Here is a 19,319-nt window from a genome sequence, read left to right as displayed (position 1 = left end):
ATGTTTTCTAATTTTGATATTACTATTTTGCTACAATTATCGGCTGGTATAACCGCACTATAGTTGTTTAATAGTCTATTTTTCCAGTTTTTTCACGCAATATTGGCCTGGCGTTTAATGATTTATTAATAGCGCCCAGCAGATAAAATAAAATAAGAGGATAGTCCATATATTGGGTTTTTGATCCATATGCTTTAACAGTTTGTCGGTATACAGTTAGCCCAGAAGTTTGATAATGACTAAGGTGTCTTAAATGACTGTATCCCAACCACGCCTGCTGACTGCCGCTATAGCCACAACCGTCTTTGTTTTAATCTCCCCGGCTTTATCATTAGCGCAAGAGGTAAGACTGCCGCCAGACACAGAACTGGCACTGGAAGAAATTATTGTCACGGCGCAAAAGCGCAGCACCTCGGTCCAGGAAACACCTATCGCCATTACAGCGTTTACCGGAGAAATTCTCGCCAATGGCGTAGTAACCGATGCCGCGGATCTCAATGGCAGAGTGCCCAATCTGCATATTGCTAAAGCTGGCTCCAATGTCGAAATTGCCATACGCGGCATTAACAGCACCAATAACGTAGAAGCGGGTGATCCGGCCGTGGCCTTTCATGTCGATGGCATTTATTTGGGGCGCCCGATAGCTGCCGGGGCCATTTTTTATGACTTGGAGCGTGTGGAGGTACTGAACGGACCTCAAGGCACGCTTTATGGTCGTAATGCCACCGCCGGCAGTATCAACGTCATTACCAACAAACCAGAGGAAGAGTTTTCTGCGAGCCTTGAACTCAACGTAGGTAATTATGACCGCGTCTATACCCAGGGCATGCTCAATGTGCCGATATCCGAACAATTTCAGATGCGAGCGGCTTTTTTCACCGATGACAGAGAGGGTTACTACGACGCAGTCCACTTTGAAACTGGTGAGTCTCTTAGCGAAGGAGACTCGGCAGATGATCAGGGCTTCCGCCTGCACGGGCTTTATCAGCCTACAGAGAATCTCTCTATGCTGCTCAGCGTTGATTCCCTCAGCAAAGAAGGCGCACCGCCTTATCAGCGTGACGTACCGACGGATGCCGTATTCACTGTTGAGACCACTGCCTCTGGCTACAGTGACATAGAAGACAAAGGCATCAAATTCGAGTTGAACTGGGATCTGGATTTCGCGACCCTGACCTATATGGCGGCGTCGCGCGAAACCGAGTATTCGGCAGGCGGCGCGGCGGCGGGACAGAGCGCACTGTTGGGAGCTTCGCTTGCGGTCGACAATTCCATGGAGCAGCTTACCCATGAATTACGATTCGCTTCCAACGGTGGGGGTGCGCTGCAGTGGATAGGGGGTGCTTACTACTTCAAAGAAGAGCAGGATATATTTTTCATATTGGCCGATCTATTGGAGATCTTCCCGGCCCCTTTACCCAAAGGCGATTTGACCTTTGATCAACCGGAAGTGGAAGCAACATCGACGGCTGTTTTTGGTCAGATAGATTACAGCTTTGCCGAAAACTTGCGCTTTTCTGCAGGCCTGCGCTACAACCAGGATGAGAAGGCACGTACCGGTCGCAGTATAGTTGGTATCACGGAGTTCGATTTAATACTCCAGGAGGTTCCCAATATTGCCGATGAGGATTGGGATTCCACTGACTGGAAGCTGGGCCTGGACTGGTTTGTGACCCAAGATTCCATGCTCTACGTTTCCGTTGGAACCGGCTATAAAGCTGGCGGTTATTTTGATGGCATAGCCCCCAACGATTATGACGAAGAAACGGTACTGTCCTGGGAGGTGGGTTCCAAAAACGAGTTTATGGACAACCGACTACAACTGAACGTGGCAGCATTCTACTATGATTACGAAGATTTTCAGGTTACACAGACCGAGCCGCTGGCGGGTCTTCCCGGAGGCGCTCAGGGCTCGGTTACCCGTAATGCCGGTGCTGCCGATATCTATGGCGCCGAGCTTTCAACGCAGTATCTAGCTACCGCCTATGATCACTTTAGCTTGCAACTTTCCTACCTTCATTCCGAATTCACTGACTTCGAATTGTATGACCCAATCAATGACGTAACTAACGATTGGTCGGGTAACGAATTGAATAAAGCGCCCGGCTGGACAGCAACTGTGGGCTATCGGCATGAGTGGAATCTGGGAGACAAGGGCAGTGTGGCAGCGGGTGGCCTGGTATATTTTGTGGATGACCACTACCTCACGTTCAGGAATGAAGATGTCAGCGAACAAGAAGCCTATACAAAAGTAGATCTCAACCTGATGTACACTTCACCGCAGGGGAACTGGTTTGTCTCTGCCTATGGCAAAAATCTCACCGACGAAGAGGTGATGGTGTCCCTCTCTAACATTGGCATCGCCACTGCCGGGTTTGCAGCCCCACTAACCTACGGCGTGCGCGCCGGTTATAGCTGGTAGCGCGCAGCGCTAACATTAAGCTTTCCACCTACAGGGCCCTGCAATGTTAGGCAAGATCATCAAAGTATTACTGGTGGGCATCGTCTTGCTCGCGCTGCCCATTGGGTACTTCGGCTATCAGCTCTACCACACCGGAGAAGACTACGGTCAAAGCCGGCAGGTGGCCGACAACGCCACCAAACGTATTACGGCGTATGGCGAAGTGGTCGGGTTTGTTGATCAAAATAGCGCTCACACCTGGATGGGTATTCCCTATGCACAGCCACCTGTTAACGAGTTGCGCTGGCGCGCGCCGCTGCCGCCGCAGTCCTGGGAGGGTACTTACCAGGCGCTCCAGGCAGGGGACTTCTGCAAGCAGTTTGGCTCGCAAATGGAGAGCCGTCCTCCCAGCGAGTGGGGTAAGCCGATCGGTTCAGAGGATTGCCTCAAACTGAATATCTTCGCCCCGGCCTATGCACCCGAAGCGGTGCCCAAGGGCGATCAGCGTCTACCAGTGATGGTGTATGTGCATGGCGGCGGTAACATGGTGGGTTATGCCAACCAGTTTAAATATTCCGGTACACAGTTGGCGAACACCCACCGTGTCATTGTTGTCAATTTTAATTATCGTCTTGGCCCTTTTGGCTGGTTTTCCCATCCTGCGCTAAACAGAGGTGGCTCTGTTGAGGATCAATCTGGCAATTACGGCAACCTCGACAGCATACGAGCGCTACAGTGGGTGCAGGGCAACATCGAGGCTTTCGGCGGTAACCCGGATAATGTGACCTTGTTTGGAGAGTCCGCCGGTGGCATGAATACTTTTGTGCTACTGGCCTCACCACTGGCAGAGGGGCTTTTCCACAAGGCCATTGTGCAAAGTGGTATCACCACAAAGACCACGCCGCTGAGCGCCGCACAGAATTATGCAGCAAGTGCCCAACCGGGCGACAAAAACAGTAGTCGAGAAGTTGTGAACAGCTTTCTGGTCGCCGATGGTCTGGTCGCTAACCGGGTGGAGGCAACTGACTATCAAGGAGCCATGAGTAGCGCGGCAATAAGTGACTACTTGCGTGGCAAAAGTGCCGATGATTTGTTGAACATTTATGATTTCAGTGGCGAGTTAGGGCTGTCTAATGTGCCGCAGTTATTGGCCGATGGTGCGGTGATTCCTTCGCGAGAACTGATTCAGTTGTTTTCCGACAGCGCTGACTATAATGCTGTGCCCATCATATTGGGCAGTACTCGCGATGAATTTAAAATGCTGGCGGCGATGGATGACACCTTTGTGGAAACCAGGTTTGGTTTATTCCCCCGGATAAAAGACAAGGACCACCACCAGGCCTACACCAGTTATATCAATGACACTATAAAAGCGCTGGGCGTCGATGAAGTAGCGATTGCTATGAGCAATAGACAGAACGAATCCGTCTACGCTTATCGTTTCGACTGGGACGAACTGCCCACCATTGCGGGCTCCGATATGCAGGAGTTAATGGGTGCAGCTCATGCCTCTGAAATCCCCTTTGTGTTCGGTATGTTTGACGACAGCTTTATGAACAACCTGATGTTCGATGAGAACAATATTCCGGGTCGCGATTTACTGTCTGAAAGTATGTCTTCTTACTGGGCAGAATTTGCCTACTCCAGTTCACCGGGTCGCGGTCGCAGCGGCACCTTGCATGAATGGCGAGCCTGGTCGAATGAATCAGCCGCTGGTGAAAAATACATTATTCTTGATGATGAGAACGACGGCGGTATTCGCATGACGAGTAAGGTAATTACCCTTGCGGTTCTTCATCAACGTTTGCTTAACGACACCCGGTTTCCCAGTCAAGAGCTACACAGTCAGATGTATGACTGTCTGCTCAAAGACACCCGGTACTGGAACCTTGAGGAATTTGAAGCGCTCGGTGGCAGCCCTTGCGAAGACGCGATGTTTAGCAGCCTGTTGTAGTGGACTGAAAAATTGAAGCTGCCAACCAAACGCGTTGATAGTGGCAATATCGGCGAATGAATACCTAAAAACGACACAGAATTCGATCCGATATTACCTCCTGCTCAGTCTGGTCTTACCAGCGATTCACCCTGACTCCTCAAGCACTTAATTTTTGTGTACCTCTACGAAGCTTCGATGCCGCGACTGCGGCGGCGAGCGCGCCAAGCAACCACAGCAGCGGCTGCGGCAGCGTCGGAACCGGTACAGCAGGGATTGCAAGCTTGTATATATTGACCGTGCCAGCCACGGGTCCACCAATAGAGTAAAGGCTGTTCGGGGCGGACGCCGCTATGATAGTGCAGTCTCCAAGGGTGAGCATGGTTACCTCGAGACTTCCCTGAAATGGAATCGTACACACCGATGGAGTGCTCGATACGTAAACGATCACCGGTTGAGGATCAACCGGCGTTTGAGTGGTGGTTGCTGCGGGTGACAGCACGAAGGCCGTGCCCGCCGAAAAGAGCTCTGAATCCTGGGGATCGAATAGTAATCCCGGCTTAGTCGGTACGCCGGGGCTTGGTGTCGAAATATGCAAGATAGACTGCGTGACGGGCTCAGCAGGTAAATATGTGCTGTCTCCTGGCTGAGATGCTTCGATCTGGCATTCCCCCAACGAAATCATTGTGACGGTTGTGTCGATGATTGAGCAAACGCCTGGCGTTAGCGTTGTGTAGGTCACTGGCAAGCCGGAAGAAGCAGTTGCCTCAGGGCTCAGGGAGTAAGAGCCTGAGGCGGAAAAGTTCTGAAAAAGAGCGCTTTGCGCCGGAAAATTAATCGTTTGCGGGAGCTTGCCCGATGCGACATCGTAAAGAAATCGGAAGGTAGGGCTTTCTTTTATCGACCAACTAAATCCGTCTGGGCTTGTGAGTATTGTGCCCTCGTCGCCTACTGCGATGTATTGACCGGAACCATCATAAGCGACGCCAAAAAGATCGAATGTGGTTCCACTACTTGTTGGCGTCCAGGCCACTGCGTCGGGGCTAGTCAGGATAGCGCCTTCACGACCAACAACAATGTAAAGATCTGTGCCGTTGTAGACGATGTCCCGCAGATCTGTATCGGTGCCACTGGGTTGTTCTGTCCACGACCTCGAATCGGGATCACTGGTGGTGAGAATTTTTCCCTTGTCGCCTACTGCAATCCAGATCGTGTTGTCGTAGGTTATGCCGTAAAGGCCCTCTGCATTATTGGGTTGTGGTGGTTTCTGAGTCCAGGTAGTGGCGTCAGGGCTGGTTAAAACAGTCGTGGCGATTCCCAGGTCACCGGCAATCGCATAAAGGTTGTTTTGGTTGTAGGCGATATCGAAGAGCGTGAATGAGAAGTTGCTATTGACCGAAGTCCATGCGATCCCGTCCGGGCTGGTAAGAATACGCCCTCGTCCTCCGGATACAATCCACTGTCCGCCCTCGAAAACGGTGCTCCAGAGCGCGTCATCGTTGCCGCTAATCTGTTGCATCCAGTTTTGAGCGTCGTTGCTTCTGACAACGGTGCCGGACTGTCCAGATGCTGCCCAGGTATCAACGCCATCAAAGTCTACGCCACGAAGAGTCTCGGTGGTGTCGCTATCCGCCTCCAACCAAGTGATGCCATCCGAACTATTGAGAATAGTACCCTTGGCTCCCACCGCTACCCACCCTGCCAGGGCCATAGAACTAGTGACCAGGGTCAAGAGCATAACTGCAATAGTTTTCAACATTCGGGAGGTATACACAGGCATATAATCCATTAAGCGCATCATGCGTGGGCGATCGATAGTCATAGAGCGTAGTAGAATTTTCGACTTTTACCAAGACTGAATGTGCAAGCGTCGACGAAATAATAAGTCCGTACCTTAAGTATTCACAGGGCCAGCGGCAGCCATGGCGCAATTAGTGATTGTTTCGCTTCTATCTTTCTGTCTGATAAAAGCAGTGATTATCTGGCGCAGCGCCAAACGCGTTAATCGCTAAACCTATTTCTGTGCTCCTGAATTTGAAAGCTGTCTCCGTAAGCGGAGCACTAGCTGAATACTGGGGTAAATGCGCTTGCCAAAGCTTTGACTATCACAAACATCCATAGCGTGACAGTACTTGCTGCTTATGGCATCTTGTCATTGCTGGCACTACAGAAAATTTTAGGCGTGAATGTCAAAGATTTGTTAGCCGATACTGCTTGTCGCACTGTTGCTTTTGATTGGCCGTAGGCTTGATATCCTCAATTTTCTCTTGATTAGACTTTTTATGCGGTTCCCGTACAGTTACACCAGTTTAGAAATCGGGAGCTGCTAAATTACGGAGTTTGGGTCACTAATTACAATTGATAGCACTTTTAACGGTATTGAGAAGGCATGTCACTTCACAAGGAGAGCGCTAAAATGAAAACCAAGTCAAATCGTATTCCTGCACTGTTATTTTTTTATTTAAGTCTTTGGCTGATTCCTGCTCAAGCGGCTGATCCCATTCAAACGCAATACGGCATTAACGGTGAAATGGAAGTCGACTTGCTCAGCGTTAGTGAAAGCGGAGGTATTCTCACTGCCGTTTTTGCCTATCGCAACACTGGCAGCGATAAAATCTCGATCAGGTATACCGTATCGGAGGTGTACTTTTTAGAGAAATCTGAGGGCAAAAAATATCATGTACTTGTAGATTCAACCGGCGAGCCATTAGCGACGCCATTGAACAACAGGTTCATTGGTATACCTTCGTCACAATTTAAGCCCGGGGCCAGAAAACTGGTGTGGTTTAAGTTTCCCGCGCCCCCTGAGGGTAGTGAGACCATTGATCTAGTGCTACCGGACGCTTTGCCCTTCGAGAATATAGCCTTGAGCCGATGAAAGGTTTTCTGCCGAGAGCCATATTAATCATCTCGCTTATATTGGGATTGTCCCAAGTTGCATTGGGTTGGGATCCTGCAAGACCGGACGATCCCGAGGCTCATTTGGCAGCACAGAAAGCACTCACAGATATTCGTCGCTTTCATGGAGATGTTCGTGAGCTTCCGGGATTAAAAGATTCAGGATTGGTTTTGCAGGAGAACATTGAAGATCTTCAGCAAGCGCTTGCGACGCTGAATGCTAAAGTCTTGGACCAAGAGATTCAAATTTCGCTGTCGGCCGACCTCCTGTTTGATTTTGATCAGTATCAGGTTAAACCCGAGGCTGATGCCGAACTGCGAACGCTGACGACAGTGTTACTCGAGACTGGCAGTGCCCAGGTGCGCATTGTCGGGCACACAGATGCTCTAGGCAGTGAAACTTACAATCAACGGCTATCTGAGCAACGCGCAGAATCCATCAAGCGCTGGTTGTTAGGACCGGGCCATATAGGGTCAGATGTAACCATTGAAACTATGGGGAAAGGCGAAAGCGAACCGGTCGCGCCTAATTCAAATATCGACGGGAGTGACAATGTCGACGGTCGTGCGCTAAATCGGCGGGTCGAGCTTGTCATTCAAACATAGCAACGGTTTATCAGTGCGGGAATCACTCCCGCGCATCGAGTACGAGGGCACTAAAAATGGACTCGACGCGCCCAACTGGCACTATTAAATCTTAATTCATTCATTAACGCTGATAATTGCAATGGCTCTGGCTAAGTTGTCGCAGAATTCCTGTCACGATGGAAAAACATGTTTTACCGAGGTGATACAGCATGCTCGAACTTGTCGGACTTGACCATATTGTGCTGAGAACTGCTCGCCTCGCACCTATGCTGGATTTTTATTGTGGCGTCCTGGGCTGCGTCATTGAACGCGAGACTTCGCTCGACTTGGGTTTGACCCAGTTGCGCGCTGGTGCGGCACTGATCGATCTTGTAGCTGTTGATAGCAAGTTAGGCCGTGTCGGTGGCGAGCCGCCTACCGCTTCGGGGAATAATCTCGATCACTTTTGTCTGCAGCTCAAACCTCTCTCCGAAAAGGCTATCCTGGGGCACCTGAATGAACATGGTATTAAGTTCGGTGAGTTTGCGTCCCGCTATGGTGCGCAGGGCCAGGGCAATTCGATTTATATTCAAGATCCTGATGGCAATACTGTTGAACTGCGGGTTGCGCTGTGAAGGGAGCGTGCGGTTGTGGCAACATCGAGCTGCATTGGCAGTTAGTTGATTTATCCCTGGTGCCCAGAGCATGCGCATGTGATTACTGCAGTGGCTACGGCGCCAACTGGGTGAGCAAATCTGGCACGAGGGTAAGGGCCGTTATACATAATCCGCTGTATTACAGTGTGGTTCGCCAGGGGTCAGAAACTGCAGAATTTCATGAGTGCATGCGCTGCCAATTGCCGGTTTTTGCCAGTGCTACAGTCGATGAGCAGGACTATGCAGTGATCAATGCCAGTTGTGTTGCGAATCCACGTGGCTTTGGCGATCCTGTGCCCGCATTTTTTGGCGCAGAGTCAGTAGAGCAGCGCGCGCAGCGACGCATGCACAACTGGTGTTTGCTGACTCAATTAACTGTAGGGTGATTATCAAACGGTTGACACGTCTATTTGTTCTCGCACGATTTAATTGCATGCAAAAAAACGATTGTCGCCACTGCCATCATGAGTTTATTCATTATTACTTATGACGACGAGCATCACCGCTTAGCTTTCATGACGCCTCCCGGAGGCGTCGCCTAAAAGCCGGTTAATTTCGCACGCCTGATAGATTCTCTGCTATGTTTAAATGAGGTGTTTGAGTGACTAAATAATAAAGAGTGTGCCGGATGAAAAATAACACGCATAGAAACGTACTCCTTTCCTTTGGCCTTTTGAGCGGGGCACTGACTGCTGAGGCCTTCGCCCAGTCTGTAGGTGCGCTGGAAGAGGTTATTGTTACCGCCGGAAAACGAGCGACCACCGTTCAAGATACACCCATTGCAGTGAGTGCATTTAGTGGCGACGAGCTCGATAGGGCGCTGATAAGTAAACCAATGGACCTTCAGTTTAATGTTCCGAACATGCTGATGAGCAAAGGCAACTTCACCACTGCAGCAATTTCTATCAGGGGCATAGGCAATCTGGGCGTAGGCTCAGCAACAGACAGTGGGACCGGAGTTCACTTTAACGGCGTCTACCTCAACGGTGGGCGAATCTTCGAGACTGAGTTTTACGATGCTGAGCGGGTAGAGGTTCTCAGGGGGCCGCAGGGCACACTTTATGGCCGAAATACGACGGCTGGTGTGGTTAACATGATCACTAATAAACCCACCGACGAGTTTGGTGGAGACATTACCCTCGAGCTCGGCAATTACGACCATATCAAGGCTAAGGGCGCGATCAATATTCCGCTGGGTGACCAGTGGGCACAACGATTTTCGATGTTCTATAACGAGAGAGATGGATACGTTGATAATGAGTTTGACGGCAATAAGATTGATGGGAGGGATATGTGGTCGCTGCGTTCTTCAACGCGCTGGGCTGGCGACAACGCCGATGCCACATTGGTTGTTAACTATTTCAAGGAAGACTCAGACCGCATGCGCGGTAGTAATCAGCGGTGTCTCAGAGACTCGGAAGCGATTTTGGGCTGCTTACCCACGGGTCTAGCCGACGAGGTCACTAATAGCGGCGCCACCGTGACCGGCTTTTTAACCCAGATAAGCGGCAGAGTATTGGGCGTTAGCTTCCCTGCAGATGACTTTGCCAACTCGCCCAAAAGTAGAGATCCCCGCGAGCAGTTTCTTGATTTTACGCCTCAGTATGAAGTCGAGGATCTGATGATATCTTTTGAGTCAAACCTCGATTTTGCTGACTATACCTTGACTACGGTGCTGGGTTATCACGCATCAGACCTTAGTGCGCGCAACGACTATGACTTTACGGTTGCCTCCGAGCAATGGCCGCTTGAAGTCGATGTGAATCTTGGTCCGGACGGTATCGTTACTGTTGACCGCGCATACTCAACTGACCGCTCCACCACTGAGCCAGAGCAGTACAGCGCTGAACTACGTTTGGCTACTGACTTTAGCGGCGACTGGAATTTTTTAGTGGGAGGGTTTTACCTAGATTATCAGTCGGATGTTCACTATTACGTCTACAGCGCTGCGCTAGAGGTTTACGGACAAGCAACAGGTATCCCTGCGGAGCAGCGTTTATTTGATAATGACACAAGTGATTACACGCTTGAAACATGGGCGATGTTTGGCGAGGTGTACTGGCAGGCGAGCGATAGCCTGCTTTTGACCTTGGGGTTGAGATATTCGGAGGAGGAAAAAAGTTCAAAGCAGCGCAGTATTTACCTGGGGTTTCTTGACGACCCTGCTGCGCCGAACGGTGGATATGAAGATTTCGGTGGAGAGTGGGAAGAGCCCACAGGAAAGTTCAATATAACCTGGGACGTGGCCGATGACGTTATGACGTATCTGACACTCTCGCGCAGCTATAAATCGGGTGGCTTTAACCCCATTTCAGCGTCTTCGCCTGTACTGGCGGAGGACGCTTCGCTCGCCGAATTTGATCCTGAGTACATTAACGCCTTTGAGATTGGCTTAAAGTCTCGCTTCTTTGACCAAACGTTGCAGTCTAATATTTCTTTTTTCTATTATGACTATGAGGGATTACAGATATCGACGATTAATAACCAAACCGCACTGAATCTTAATTACGATGCGACGATACAAGGTATTGAGGCAGAGTTTGTCTGGGTGCCTACCGACAATTGGCGCTTTAGTTCGAACCTGGCTTGGTTAGACAGCGCAATGGACGGCGGATCCAGTTTAGATACAGCAGATATAAACACGCTGGGAACTACTGAGAACATTATTTCTAGCCCAAACTCGAATGTGTATGTTGGCGCAGGTTGCCCCGAGGGAGTATTTCCCTGCTCCGGCCTGGTGAAGAGTCTCGATGGCAATGAGATGCCTAATGCACCCAACTTCTCAGTCAATCTGGGCGTGTCTTATGGCTTCTACCTTGAGAGTGGCATGGAGCTGGTTGCTGCAACCAACTATTATTGGCAGGACGAGTTCTATACGCGTATTTTTAACACAGGAAACGATACGGTCGAGAAGTGGGATGTCTGGAACGCCACTCTGACGCTCTATAGTGCGCAACGGAATTGGTTTGCTGAACTGTGGGGACGCAATCTTCTCGATGACGACCATATTACTGGCCAATACCTGGGTGATCAGAACGTTGGCCTGGCTACTAACCAGTTTCTATTAGAGCCGCGTACCTACGGTGTTAGCCTCGGTTACAATTTTTAAAAGCGGGCCCTGGCGCAACGGAGGTTGATGATAATGCTGCCCTGCGCATCATTTATCATTCTTCAATTGATGTTCTGACCGGCCCGGCGGTCGTTTTTAGTAGGCGTGTACTACGCGCATAGTTTTAGTGTAGTAGATTAGAAGGAGAATATTGATCTGTCAGTAGGGGTGCGTCGGTTTTCCAGTCTTCCTCCCAAGACAGGCGATCTACCAGCCAGGAAGCGCGGAAGCCGAAACGCTTGAAAGCTGCTTTGAAGAGGGGGGCATTTTCAAGAACCTCATTCCGAGTGGGCAATCCCCCATCCCGCCAGAGTATAAGCCGATTACCCACTCTCACATTAATAAAATCACCGAATACGGTTTTATAGGTGACCGACTCACTGTCATAAAGAGCGCTGTGAGAAAAAGTATTGGCAACTAAAACGCCGCCAGGACTGATAACCGACTTTACCTCCTCAAGATATTCCCGAGTGAGCATATGCTCGGGTATATATTCACTATTGAAAGCATCCAGCACTACCAGGTCATAAGTCTCACCACGTTTTATTGCCCGTTTTACGAACACTCTGCCGTCCGCCTCATGCGTGCGTAGTTGCTCATTAGTATCGAAGGGAAAATAGGTGCGCGCTACACGTGTGACTGCTGGATCAATTTCCACCACATCAATTTGTGCACCGGTCTGCGCTTGCGAGAAGGCCGTTGGAAGCGTGCCGCCTCCTAGTCCTACGATAAGAATATTCTGGATGTCAGGCTTGAGTAAAAGCGTCGACAACACTACGCGAGAATAGTTGTAAAACAGGAGTTCGGGTCTGTCCATAAAGAAACAAGACTGACTGTTGTCCGTTCGATAATGCTTATTGAAATGCATACAGCGTACGATACCGATTTCAAAGACATAAATATTGCTATAGAGAGACCTCTCGTGATGCAAGAGTGTCGCTAGGTCATCGTCCTGGTCAGACTCTTGCGCATTACCCTGTGCAGTCGTGCACAAAAAAAGCAGTGCGAGTGCAAGAGTTTTGATGATGTCATTTGGCGTCATTGGGGTCTCCTTTGAGCGCAACTGGCAAACCAAGCGTCAGCGATATCGCGGTCAGGCCAAGAAAAAGCTGATCCAGCTCGAACCAAAGCACCAGATGAAAAGAGGCTAGTATGGTTCCCAGGGCGCTTCCCAGTGTAGACACAAAATACAGTACGCCTGCGGTATTTCCGCTCATCTGATGTTGATGTGTTAGCAATCGTAAAGCGTATGGTGACGCCATGCCTGCTACAGCAGTGGGCATAAAGAAGAGTAGTGTCGATGCTAGCAGCGAACCGTAGCGAGGGTCTGTTACGTTATCGAATAGCCAATTCATGACAGACTCACTAAAAAACACAATTGGTAGATTCAATACGGCTGCTACGCAGAGTATTGCTGCAAGTTTGCGGATATTCGGATGATGCAATGACCAGCGACCGCCAAGCAGGTAGCCTAGTGAAAGCGCCATCATAAATACTGTGATGATGGCCCCCCACACATAAATACCGTTGCCGAAATAGGGTGCTAATAACTTACCACTCAGCATTTCTACCACCATGACAGAAAAGCCAGTCCAAAAGGCAATGGTATAAATCAGTAGACGTGTCATCATAGTCTGATCCCCGTTGCTACTCGTTTTGCGGATTGGTTAGGGCGCCATCATGTGCCAAGCGTAAAAAACCATCTAACGCTGAATATAATTGTCGCAATAATTTGGCGGTCATTGTGTCTTTGATGAATTGCAAATCAGCTTGCCTAGTCTGGCCACGCCTCTATTTAGCTCATAGGCTGGTAGCCGCACAAGACAGGATGTATCGCTTTTAATAAAGGTGAGTTCTCGCACATCAGGCGTCATTTCTGCTTGAAAAAATCCGTATGCATTGGTGATGGCCAACCCTTCAACGCCTTGAATAAGTGCGTCTTGCAATGGCTCGCCCGAGCTCAGGTATATTTTTCCTACGGCGATTACAATTTCCTTGATTTTAGGCCTTACGGCTATGACATTGCCCGGGTAAAGCGTATAGGGTCGCGCTCGATACTCAATATTTTCGATCGAATTTCCAGCGCTCAAGAATTCCAGCGTGTGAGTTCGATATGGGCCGGCAGGTATGAACACCGATGTGTTAGCGGGAATGCTGCCTATAGTTTGGCGACCAACTTTTACCTCTACCTGACTGTCACTGTCTGCAGGGCCCTGCACATTAACCAGAAAGCCTGAAGCACCGCCGCTTTTGCCGCCGAATCCAATGCTGTCTGTGGTTGCGGCGAAGGAGGTGCGCAGAGACCCACTGTATTCCCAAGTGTTATTATCGATGTTGTGCTTGGTTGTAAAGCTGGCCATGCCTCTAGCTGTTTCCGCTTGCAAACCTGCTTCAACAGAGTCGTTTTCTTGATGATCTGCTCTGACATCAACGGAATAGTTATTGCCTGCTGGATCTTCCTTTTCCCAGGTAGACGACGCGCTGCCCGTTATACTATTTGAGTAGGACTCGTCTTGCTTTTTAAGACCGCTGTATTGAACTGACCCTCTATTGCTCCATGCGCCCCGTGAGCTATTGTAGTTGAGTCGTACTAGAAAAAGCCTACTGCCATCATTCTCAGAAAGCTCAACACTGCTGGTCATATCCGGGAGCCCGAAAAAACTTCTGGGCCTCCATTTGATACCAAAGCTCTCGCTGCCATTCGTTCCCTCGCCTTCGGTGTAGTCTACGAACAGATCAATGTCACCAAAATCAGTACCTATACTACCGTTGAGGCCCAATTGAGTGGTGTCCTCTCCCAGTTGCGAAATTTCATCGACAGGAATGTCGCCGCCGGAAATTTCTCGTGCGCTAAGTCCTAATGCACCGCGCGAATATCGATATTGATACTGAATATTAAAGGCTGAGCGATTATAGTCGTCATAACCCAAGCCGGCGGATATCTCGTACTTTAACCCTTGATGAAATAAACCCGCTTCCAACATCGTAGATCGGTTATTGGTTGAGAACCCGATTTTGGCTGCGCTAGAAGCCGTTAGTCGCTTTTCGATGCCTGCTCGTAAAAAACCATCATTGATAGTTTCGGGTAAAATCTTGTCCTCCAGGGTCTCCACATATTGTCCCGCCTGGACAAAGAACAGCGATTCGCCCTCTGGCGGAATTTTTCCATTTTTTGAGTAAAAGCGTCGCTCCGTGCGGGTTCTGCCCGATGAATCGATGATGCGTAGCTCAACATCATAGGCGCCCGGGGGCAAAGTAGATGTGTCGATCTGCTGATTGCCCGTTTCGTAGTAGTTGGAGCCCAGCAGTCGATTGTCTTTATATATCTGCACAAGACTTCTGGACTCTAAAAAAATGGTAAAGGTCGTGCCTAGCGCCAAATCCAGATCTTTACGCGTAACCAGGGAGCTACCGAAGGTTGCTCCCAGGAACTGTTGATTTTGCATAAACTGAAAGCTGCCAGCGTTCTCCCGAAAGATTCCCGCCTGATAATCAAAGCCATTGCGCTCTCGTTTGAATGCCAGCGTGTCGATAGCAACATCTCCGCCAGAGGTTACATTACTGTTTATTTGCAGTCGGTTCTCTGCATACGCGAACATAGTGTTGTTGGACATGTTATAGGTGAGGTCTGTTTCGCTGCTGCCGCTGGCATATACCGAGAGGTCGTCGAACATAGAAAAGCCGGCGTCCGAGGGCGGTACGAACTTTAACTGCTCGAGTGTTACCAGCGAGAGCAAGTCAGGACCGACGAAAAGATCAACGCGCAGTTGTGCAACAGTAAAAATTACGCCCACCGACTTGGTTGAAAGTTGACCACAGTCAGTAGAAAATTTGGAGCGGCAGATCAGTGAGGCATTAGTGTTTAGTGGAAATTCAAGTAGCGTTTTGAATTCCTTAGGGTCCAGCAGATCGTTCATCCGCGCCACAATCAAATCTGGGTCAAGTATTGTGATCGTGTCGGCGTTAAATTTAGCCTGTGGCGATGCCAGGTATACGCCCCCATAAAATACGTCCACCACGGTTTGTTGAGGTGCGCTAAGATCTTCAAAGCCTTCAGGTATCCATTCTTGGGCCTTACTGGTGCCGGACAACCCAAATGCGAGAGCTAGAACAGCCATCAAGCAATGCTTGGTAATTGATCGAATGTTCAATGGGGTTACCAGCTGGTGTGGTTTTAAGCCTCTGCCTAATTACAGGCAGAGTTTCGTTGCCGGTGCGCATAGCTCGGCGAGTGCCTAAGGCACCGCGAGCACCTGTCTGCCGGCAACACTCTGCATATTGAACTGCAGTGGGCCGTCGAATGGCAGCTGTACCTCGCGTTTATTGCCTGCATAGACTCTGGCCCCTATCAGCTCGCGGCAATCTGATGGATCCTGAGGGTTGCATTGAAGACCATTAGTAAGTTTGTAGTTGCTGTTCCCTGAGTTAGCGAAAATAACCGATTTCCCAGACCGAGTGACTTCAGGTATTGCATTGGGTTCCGGAGGCGGAATAATAACCAAAGCCTGATAAGCCAGCACGATCTGAACCCCGGTCCTGGTAGCATCGTCATCGTCAGCTCTCTGCAACTCTAGGGGTTTTTCGATCGGTGTGAAATTTACCCTGTAAATGACGTCAGTTTGAGCGGGTTCAGCCATATTCAGCATTCGGACAATCCCATTGGAGCCAGGCTCAATAATGAGTTTGTTGGGGGTGACGATGAACTCAGGGTCATCCAAAGACGATAATGGCACAAGCTCTTCGTCCTCTTCTCCAGGGCTGGTGACCAGGAACGGTTCTACTGAGGCAAATAGTTTATTCTCATTGCTATCGTTGATGACCCGCACATCCGCCCGGACTTGTGCCTCATCGAATATAACAATGGATTGATCCAGTAACAGTCCGGCTTGAGTAATCGGTGAAAGCGCGAGCACCAGGGTTCCGAGCCATAAGCGTTTGCCTTGGAAAATAGTGATATTCATACGTTGATATCCTTTTAATTAATGCATGAGCTTCCAAAGCTCCGTTAATTCGGAATGATAACAAGGTTAACCTTAGCATATTGCCCGCTGGGCTTTTTGGAGGTGACATGCGGCTCATCCAAGTCGGTACCGCCAGCGGCAGTTGCTGTGATCATCGTAACTTGTAAGCTGGTAGGCGTACCACCACCGCTGCAGCTGTCGCCACCTGGTGAAGAGGCTCCAGAGCTGATGCTCATCGCATATCCACCACCGGAATCGCCCATCGAGATAAAGTCCGTTGTGCCGCCAGCGGAGTCGAGAAAGCTCAATCCGCCACTTCCTTCGGGAACACAAACCGAAAAGTTCGCTTCACCGTCGTCAGCCATTTGCTCGGCAAACCATTCTTGGGTCTCAGTGTCATCAACGAAAAATTGTTTCTCCGCGATAAGGTTGCTGTCAGTGCCTGTTGCTTGGCTGCCGCTGCTGCCGTCACTCGCACCTAATTCCGCACTGCCACTAAAAAAGCCGGCGGGAGGGGTGGCGGTGGTTTCGACGGCTGTAATCTCCACGGCTTGTTCCTCCACTAATCTCACTTCGACAGTTCTGATTATGCGTAGATTTATAGTAGCAGTGCCGCTGCTGCTACTGCCAAGGGCGCCGTCAGCCCCAAAGGTGATAGTGGAGGTAGCGGAGAGAGTGGAGCCTGCTAGTGCCAAGCTCAATAGCAAGGTGTAGCGCGCGGATCGTCTACCTGCCGATGGTGAGAATAATGAAATATTGATCATTGTGGAGTCACCGTTAAAGTTAAAGTCGCTGCATAGTCACCACTTGTAGACGCACGGATATCGGTGTCTGCTATCACAATGCGTACCATCGAATTGTCTACTCCGGAGCAGTTGGGTGAGACGCTATCACCTGAGCCAGTTACACTGCCGGTCTCTGCGTTCTGGAGACTTGCGCCCGTTACGTTATCGGCGAAGAAAACGTCTATCGGCAGTTTTTCTGACCCAACTACCGACTGCAAGGCGAAGCCGCCATTACTCGTTACACTAGATTGTGTAGAAATACTGTAATCTCCAACTGTAGAGTGTATGCAGAAGGTCTCATCCGCGGTAAGCTCGCCAGAGCTGGTAGGATCGGTTTCGAAAACAATAGTATTCAACCCGCTTATTTGCACTTGTGTTGCTGCCACCACACTGACTTCAACATCAAAACTCTCCTCGTCGTTGTGGCTTGAAGAGTTATGAATTTGAGCGAATAGAGTAAACGTTCCCCTGTAGTCACCTGGAGTTGCCGCCGTCAGTGCGCTCTCGGCAATATTTGTGCGCAGTGTTATATTGTCACAAGGTTCCTTACCTTTTTGGCTGTTTAAGGCACCAGGGGAGAGGGTCACCTGGGACGTGACTCCGTTTTTAACTAAAAAAGCCTCAAACCCTATGGCTATCGACTCGCCAGACCCGCCCAGATCATATAGGTCGAAAGTGCTGCTTGATGATCCAGCATTAGACATGGAAATTTTGAAGTCCTTTGTGTTGTTACCATCTCTTGCGGTAATGCAGTAGCTACTGCTGTCGCTTGTGATTGAGCCGGCGTCTTCCCAGTCGCCAAAATCGACATCGGCAAGCATCTCGATGGTCACAATTTTAGCGCCACCTCCGCCACCGCCACCGCCCCCTGCAGATACGTAGGTGGAGTCTGTCAAGACGAAAAGAATGACCATATAAGCAAGCGCTGCTGCGGCCATAGCGCCGGCAGATCGCAGGCAATCTTCTGCCAAAATTCGGTGACATACTTTGTAATTTACACCGGGTCCGGGCACACGCTTTTCCTGTTTTTCACATAAAAAAAGGGCAACGAGACCAGGTGTTGGCCGCGCTGCCCTTCGATAGTAAAGATGAACGAGTCAGATTGCTACGAGGGAGTAACAACGACAGCGACTGTCTGCGCGTAGTCGTCAGTCGTTGCCTCGCGTAACTCTTGGTCGGTAATACTAATTTCAATTTTTGCGTTATCATTGCTGCTGCAATCACGCGTATTATAGCCTTTGTAGGTAGTTGATGATGTGTCCCAGGTTACAGCTGCTAAAGAACCGGCAGCTCCATTGCCTGAAGCTGCTCCTGCAACCTTCACTGTGTAGATAATCTCGTCAGTATTACCTGAAGCGGCGCCAGCCAGCTTGTAAGCTCCGCCACCAGCGGTGCCCACCTTCATTGTGTACTCGCCTGAGCCGTTCACGTAGACACAAAACTCAGTAGAGCCGGTCAGGCCGCCTGTGTCGGCCGCATTATAGGTGAGGTCAATGGAATCGATCGCTGTAACCTGGATCTGGTCCTTAACTTCCACCTCAACTTTCATGGCACCACTGCTTGTCGCGCCCAGGGACCCTTGCGCGGTTTGTCCAAAAGCGCTGATGGACAGCATACCTAATACGATTGCGAGACCTGATTGTTGAAAAATATTCATAGCTTACTTGCTCCGTTAAATGATTTTCGAATTCTGTGTTCCATGTTGAATCGTGCAGCGGGGGTTTAGCTCTCTGCTGCGGCGTCGCAGGGTGAATTGCAATGCGCGTACCATAATTGGAGCAAGTTGAGCCGGCTACGGTAAAAATCATACGATCTGTGAGCGGCGTCACAAAATTATGCTGTTATCGTCTCGAATCCTTCACGTTTGGGGCAGGGATTGGCGCGGAGATGTGCTGCACCACGTAAAGCCATACGAATTATAGGCAAAAATTGCATAATGCGGATCAAAATAGGAATATTTTGCAAATTGCAATTAAGTTTTTAAATTGTATCGCTCTTCGAGACAGTAG

15 protein-coding genes are annotated in these 19,319 nt (G+C 49.8%); 7 read left to right on the top strand and 8 right to left on the bottom strand.

Features of this window, described 5'->3' with window-relative positions; genetic code table 11:
• The first annotated feature begins 253 nt into the window (after positions 1 to 253).
• Together EYC87_RS16250 and EYC87_RS16245 are read left to right on the top strand one after the other, a co-directional pair.
• Positions 254 to 2,422 carry a TonB-dependent receptor gene (locus EYC87_RS16250; protein ID WP_279253792.1) on the top strand — a complete coding sequence of 723 codons (2,169 nt, stop codon included), beginning with the start codon at positions 254 to 256 and terminating at the stop codon, positions 2,420 to 2,422.
• Positions 2,423 to 2,465: 43 nt separating this feature from the next.
• Positions 2,466 to 4,355 (top strand): carboxylesterase/lipase family protein, encoded by a 1,890-nt coding sequence (locus EYC87_RS16245; protein WP_279253791.1) that lies wholly within the window; start codon positions 2,466 to 2,468, stop codon positions 4,353 to 4,355.
• Positions 4,356 to 4,494: 139 nt separating this feature from the next.
• Here the strand turns inward: EYC87_RS16245 and EYC87_RS16240 are convergent, their stop codons facing one another.
• A complete protein-coding gene (locus EYC87_RS16240) occupies positions 4,495 to 6,156 on the bottom strand; it encodes a WD40/YVTN/BNR-like repeat-containing protein (protein WP_279253790.1) in 1,662 nt (553 codons plus the stop codon).
• A 594-nt stretch (positions 6,157 to 6,750) separates the two neighbouring features.
• Between EYC87_RS16240 and EYC87_RS16235 the strand changes: the two genes are divergently transcribed.
• From EYC87_RS16235 to EYC87_RS16215, 5 genes are all read left to right on the top strand, one after another.
• On the top strand, positions 6,751 to 7,212 hold the full coding sequence (locus EYC87_RS16235; RefSeq protein ID WP_007228330.1) for a hypothetical protein: 462 nt from the start codon (positions 6,751 to 6,753) through the stop codon (positions 7,210 to 7,212).
• A complete protein-coding gene (locus EYC87_RS16230; RefSeq protein WP_007228392.1) occupies positions 7,209 to 7,838 on the top strand; it encodes an OmpA family protein in 630 nt (209 codons plus the stop codon). Before EYC87_RS16235 ends, EYC87_RS16230 begins: the two co-directional genes overlap by 4 nt.
• Positions 7,839 to 8,029: 191 nt before the next feature.
• Positions 8,030 to 8,434: a VOC family protein gene (locus tag EYC87_RS16225; protein ID WP_007228162.1), complete on the top strand. Its 405-nt coding sequence runs from the start codon at positions 8,030 to 8,032 to the stop codon at positions 8,432 to 8,434.
• Positions 8,431 to 8,841 carry a GFA family protein gene (locus tag EYC87_RS16220; protein ID WP_040540435.1) on the top strand — a complete coding sequence of 137 codons (411 nt, stop codon included), beginning with the start codon at positions 8,431 to 8,433 and terminating at the stop codon, positions 8,839 to 8,841. The genes EYC87_RS16225 and EYC87_RS16220 overlap by 4 nt, the downstream gene beginning before the upstream one ends.
• Before the next feature lie 242 nt (positions 8,842 to 9,083).
• Positions 9,084 to 11,564 carry a TonB-dependent receptor gene (locus EYC87_RS16215; RefSeq protein WP_279253788.1) on the top strand — a complete coding sequence of 827 codons (2,481 nt, stop codon included), beginning with the start codon at positions 9,084 to 9,086 and terminating at the stop codon, positions 11,562 to 11,564.
• A gap of 124 nt (positions 11,565 to 11,688) precedes the next feature.
• Here the strand turns inward: EYC87_RS16215 and EYC87_RS16210 are convergent, their stop codons facing one another.
• From EYC87_RS16210 to EYC87_RS16180, 7 genes are all read right to left on the bottom strand, one after another.
• The gene (locus EYC87_RS16210) at positions 11,689 to 12,606 is read right to left on the bottom strand and encodes a spermidine synthase (RefSeq protein WP_279253787.1); all 918 of its coding nucleotides are present in this window, start codon (positions 12,604 to 12,606) and stop codon (positions 11,689 to 11,691) included.
• Positions 12,593 to 13,195, bottom strand: a complete 603-nt coding sequence (locus tag EYC87_RS16205) for a fused MFS/spermidine synthase (RefSeq protein ID WP_279253786.1) — start codon at positions 13,193 to 13,195, stop codon at positions 12,593 to 12,595. Before EYC87_RS16205 ends, EYC87_RS16210 begins: the two co-directional genes overlap by 14 nt.
• 108 nt (positions 13,196 to 13,303) lie before the next feature.
• Positions 13,304 to 15,682, bottom strand: coding sequence for a TcfC E-set like domain-containing protein (locus EYC87_RS16200; protein WP_279253785.1), 2,379 nt, complete (start codon positions 15,680 to 15,682; stop codon positions 13,304 to 13,306).
• A gap of 117 nt (positions 15,683 to 15,799) precedes the next feature.
• The gene (locus EYC87_RS16195) at positions 15,800 to 16,525 is read right to left on the bottom strand and encodes a fimbrial biogenesis chaperone (RefSeq protein WP_279253784.1); all 726 of its coding nucleotides are present in this window, start codon (positions 16,523 to 16,525) and stop codon (positions 15,800 to 15,802) included.
• Positions 16,526 to 16,569: 44 nt separating this feature from the next.
• Positions 16,570 to 17,289, bottom strand: a complete 720-nt coding sequence (locus EYC87_RS16190) for a hypothetical protein (RefSeq protein ID WP_279253783.1) — start codon at positions 17,287 to 17,289, stop codon at positions 16,570 to 16,572.
• Entirely contained in the window at positions 17,286 to 18,323 is a 1,038-nt protein-coding gene (locus EYC87_RS16185) for a hypothetical protein (RefSeq protein WP_279253782.1), read from the bottom strand. The genes EYC87_RS16190 and EYC87_RS16185 overlap by 4 nt, the downstream gene beginning before the upstream one ends.
• Positions 18,324 to 18,415: 92 nt before the next feature.
• On the bottom strand, positions 18,416 to 18,967 hold the full coding sequence (locus EYC87_RS16180) for a hypothetical protein (RefSeq protein WP_279253781.1): 552 nt from the start codon (positions 18,965 to 18,967) through the stop codon (positions 18,416 to 18,418).
• Between the last annotated feature and the right edge of the window lie 352 nt (positions 18,968 to 19,319).

It is taken from the genome of Candidatus Seongchinamella marina, from assembly GCF_026262685.1.
Classification (GTDB): Bacteria; Pseudomonadota; Gammaproteobacteria; order Pseudomonadales; family Halieaceae; genus Halioglobus; species Halioglobus marinus.
Note: the sequence above shows the minus strand (reverse complement) of the source record. Positions and strands in the feature narration are given on the sequence as shown.

Bases quoted from the DNA above. Each gene is read 5' to 3' on its own strand.
- EYC87_RS16200 (WP_279253785.1), bottom strand. From the start codon at position 15,682: ATGGCTGTTCTAGCTCTCGCATTTGGGTTGTCCGGCACCAGTAAGGCC.
- EYC87_RS16215 (WP_279253788.1), top strand. From the start codon at position 9,084: ATGAAAAATAACACGCATAGAAACGTACTCCTTTCCTTTGGCCTTTTG.
- EYC87_RS16235 (WP_007228330.1), top strand. From the start codon at position 6,751: ATGAAAACCAAGTCAAATCGTATTCCTGCACTGTTATTTTTTTATTTA.
- EYC87_RS16240 (WP_279253790.1), bottom strand. From the start codon at position 6,156: ATGACTATCGATCGCCCACGCATGATGCGCTTAATGGATTATATGCCT.
- EYC87_RS16190 (WP_279253783.1), bottom strand. From the start codon at position 17,289: ATGATCAATATTTCATTATTCTCACCATCGGCAGGTAGACGATCCGCG.
- EYC87_RS16230 (WP_007228392.1), top strand. From the start codon at position 7,209: ATGAAAGGTTTTCTGCCGAGAGCCATATTAATCATCTCGCTTATATTG.
- EYC87_RS16245 (WP_279253791.1), top strand. From the start codon at position 2,466: ATGTTAGGCAAGATCATCAAAGTATTACTGGTGGGCATCGTCTTGCTC.
- EYC87_RS16205 (WP_279253786.1), bottom strand. From the start codon at position 13,195: ATGATGACACGTCTACTGATTTATACCATTGCCTTTTGGACTGGCTTT.
- EYC87_RS16250 (WP_279253792.1), top strand. From the start codon at position 254: ATGACTGTATCCCAACCACGCCTGCTGACTGCCGCTATAGCCACAACC.
- EYC87_RS16180 (WP_279253781.1), bottom strand. From the start codon at position 18,967: ATGAATATTTTTCAACAATCAGGTCTCGCAATCGTATTAGGTATGCTG.
- EYC87_RS16210 (WP_279253787.1), bottom strand. From the start codon at position 12,606: ATGACGCCAAATGACATCATCAAAACTCTTGCACTCGCACTGCTTTTT.
- EYC87_RS16225 (WP_007228162.1), top strand. From the start codon at position 8,030: ATGCTCGAACTTGTCGGACTTGACCATATTGTGCTGAGAACTGCTCGC.
- EYC87_RS16195 (WP_279253784.1), bottom strand. From the start codon at position 16,525: ATGAATATCACTATTTTCCAAGGCAAACGCTTATGGCTCGGAACCCTG.